The sequence below is a fragment of the Caulobacter sp. HMWF025 genome (assembly GCF_003060965.1).
Lineage (GTDB): Bacteria > Pseudomonadota > Alphaproteobacteria > Caulobacterales > Caulobacteraceae > Caulobacter.
On the sequence record NZ_QAII01000123.1, the window covers coordinates 9,349 to 12,070 of the forward strand.

Consider the following 2,722-nt stretch of genomic DNA (forward strand, 5'->3'; position numbering starts at 1 on the left):
CGATGCGAGGCCAGCTTGACGAAGAGAAGCGCCGCGCGCTGGGAGGCCTCGGGCGTCGGATCGCAGAGGCAGCCCTTCAGGATCAAGTCGCGGGTGCGGGCCGCACTGAGATCGACCCGGGTCAGGACCGCGCCGGTCAGGTCGACGCTGTCGAGATTGGCCCCGGTGACGTCGACATCATCGATCATCGCCCCGCGCAGGCTGGCATTCTTCAGATTGGCCCCGACCAGCTTGGTGCCGCGCATCGAGCATTCGGAAAAGTCCGCCGCCGCCGCCGAGACATCGTCCAGGCGCGAGCGGTCCAGCACCGCACCGGTCACATTGGCCCCGTCCAGCTGGCCGGCCTCAACCTTGTGCCGCAGGACGGAAAACCGCGTGTCCTCGTCGGAGATCGCGATCCGGCCGGCCCGCAGGTCCGCCTGGGTGAGATTGGCGTGCGAGAGGTTGGCCCCCTTCAGCCGAGCGCCGCGCAGGTCGGCCTGGGTCAGGGAGGCCCCGACCAGGCTGCTGGACTGCAGGTCGACCCCGAACAGGCAGGCCCGGGTCAGGCGCGAATAGTCGAACTTGCAGCCGATCAGGCTGCTGCCGGTCAAGTCGATGTCCGAAAGGTCCTGATTGGAGAGATCCACGCCCTCCATGACCGCAAAGCGCTGGACCATCCGCCGACCGCCGGGCCGGCGGGCCACGAAGCGCGCATGGGCGGCCATCAGCCGGTCGGCCTCGGCCTGCCGGATCACGACGCGTTCGGTCTTCTGGGTCCTGCTCGCCAAGCCTGACGTCCTTCCGGCAGGAAGCGCCGGTGGGGCAAGCCTAGCGGCCAAGGGTTTAGATTCAGTCCATATCGCCGATCGGCATGCCGGGCGGCGTCTCGGGCTTCAGCCGCGTGTCGGCCAGCACCCGGCTGAGGGCCTCGTCGTCGCGCAGCAAGGCCGCCAGCCGCAGGTTGAGGGCCCGGTCGGCCGGGTCGGTTCCGGGCGTGGCCTTCAGCCGGGTGGCCAGATCCGCCAGCTTCAGGTCGATCTCGGCGGCGGCCTGGGGCGAGCGCCGGACGTCGCGGGCAGCGGCGGCGAGGTTGAGCACCGCGCGCCAGCGGACCCGCCGCGCGACCTCAGCGGACCGGCCCGAGGCCGGGGTGAAGACAGTGAGCAGCAGGGTGTCGACCACCTCGCCGACTCCCGGCTGGCCCGGATCGTGGCGGTGCTGCTCGACCAGCCGGGCCAGGCGCTCGGGGGCCAGCAGCGGGTCCAGGGTCACCCCGGCGGCGACATCGGCGGCGACCAGCGGATCAAATACCGGACCGCCCATGCCGGCAAAGACCTCGATGGCGTACTGGCGGTCGGTCTCGCCCGACTGGCCGGCTGACATCAGCGGGATCAGGGCCTCGGGCGTGTCCAGCTCGGCCGGCGACAGGGTCGCCATCAGGGCCAGAAGGGCCGCGCGCTGGCGGTCGGCCGCGACCGGCGGCGCGACAGCCGCCGCATCGCCCTTGACCGCATAGCTGTACTCGACGCCGGCCACCTGCTTGACCGCCGCCTCGACCTGGTAGCGATGCAGCAGATAGATCGGCACGAACTTGCGCTTCAGGGTCTCGACCGCCTCGCCGGGCTTGAGGGCCTTCAGGCCGAAGCGGTCCAGGGCCACCCGGCGCGCGGCCATCATCCGGCGCAATTCGGCGACCGAGTCCGGGCCGTCGTCCCACAGCGCGCCCCAGGGCTGGCCGGAGCCGGCCCCGCGCGAGTCGCCGTCGGTGACGTAGCGCAGCCCGGTCTGGGCCGCCTTGTCGGCCAGCACCTTGCGGCCGGCCTCGCCTGGCGGGACATCGGCATACAGCCAGTCGACCACGAAGCGGTCCCACGCCCCGATCCCGACGCCATAGGCATCCGACAGGTCGATGCGGCCGTCGGTCAGCTTCACCCGGGGGGCGGGATAGTCCATCACCGAGGCCCGGGCCTGGGTCGAACCGGCGAAATTGTGGGCAAAGCCCAGAGAGTGTCCGACCTCGTGCGCGGACAGCTGGCGCAGGCGGGCCAGCGAGACCTGGACAGGATCATTGGCCCCGCCGGTCCCGATCTGCTCGGCCCCGACCAGGCCCTCGAAGATCAGCATGTCCTGGCGTACCCGCAGGGAGCCCAGCAGGACCGAGCCCTTCAGGATCTCGCCGGTACGCGGATCCGAGACCGAATTGCCGATCGACCAGCCCCGCGTGGCCCGGTTGACCCAGTTGATCATATTGTAGCGGATATCCAGCGGATCGACGCCCTCGGGCAGGATCTCGACCCGGTAGGCGTCCTTGAACCCGGCCTTCTCAAAGGCTTCGGCCCACCAGGCTGCGCCCTCCTGCAGGGCGGTGCGGATCGGCTCGGGGGCCCCGCGGTCGACATAGAAGACGATCGGCTTCTTGACCGTCGAGACCGCCGCGGTCGGGTCGGTCTTTTCCAGGCGGAAGCGGCGGGTCCAGCGCTCGACAATGTCCTCGCCCAGCGGCGCGGCATAGTCGAGCCCGACCACGCCCCAGGTGCCGACGCGCGGATCAAAGGCGCGGGGCACAAAGCCCGGTTCGGGCAGCTTCACCAGCGAGTGCCGGACCGTCAGGCTGAACAGCTTGGGGTCGGGGGCGATGTTGCGGGTCTCGGGGCCGGGCGTGTCGGAGGCAAAGGTCTGGCGGGCCTCGAACTCGATATTCTCCGGGAAAACCTTCACCGCCGACGGATCGGCCATGGAC

General features: G+C 70.5%; 2 protein-coding genes. Both read right to left on the reverse strand.

The window, feature by feature from the left end; all coding sequences use genetic code 11:
* Window positions 1-770: pentapeptide repeat-containing protein (locus tag DBR10_RS13395; protein ID WP_199225341.1), on the reverse strand; the 770-nt coding region annotated here is incomplete at its 3' end.
* Window positions 771-831: 61 nt separating this feature from the next.
* Window positions 832-2,722: zinc-dependent metalloprotease (locus DBR10_RS13400; RefSeq protein ID WP_108556418.1), on the reverse strand; the 1,891-nt coding region annotated here is incomplete at its 5' end.